This window comes from Streptococcus humanilactis (assembly GCF_019448275.1).
Classification (GTDB): domain Bacteria; phylum Bacillota; class Bacilli; order Lactobacillales; family Streptococcaceae; genus Streptococcus; species Streptococcus humanilactis.
On record NZ_JAHXBZ010000030.1, the window covers coordinates 1 to 284 of the forward strand.

1 pseudogene is annotated in these 284 nt (G+C 51.4%); it reads left to right on the forward strand.

Annotated elements, in window-relative coordinates:
* Positions 1 to 284 (forward strand): annotated as a pseudogene (locus KV696_RS10550) (adhesive domain-containing protein); the annotation flags it as partial.

The window sequence follows — 284 nt, forward strand, 5'->3', positions numbered from 1 at the left end:
GATGTAGAGGCTACCGCACTGGTTGATGCTGATGTAGAGGCTACCGCACTTGTTGATGCTGATGTAGACGCTACCGCACTTGTTGATGCTGATGTAGACGCTACCGCACTTGTGCTTGCTGATGTAGAGGCTACCGCACTTGTGCTTGCTGATGTAGAGGCTACCGCGCTTGTACTTGCTGATGTAGATGCTACAGCGCTTGTTGACGCTGATGTAGAGGCTACCGCACTTGTTGATGCTGATGTAGAGGCTACCGCACTTGTTGATGCTGATGTAGACGCTAC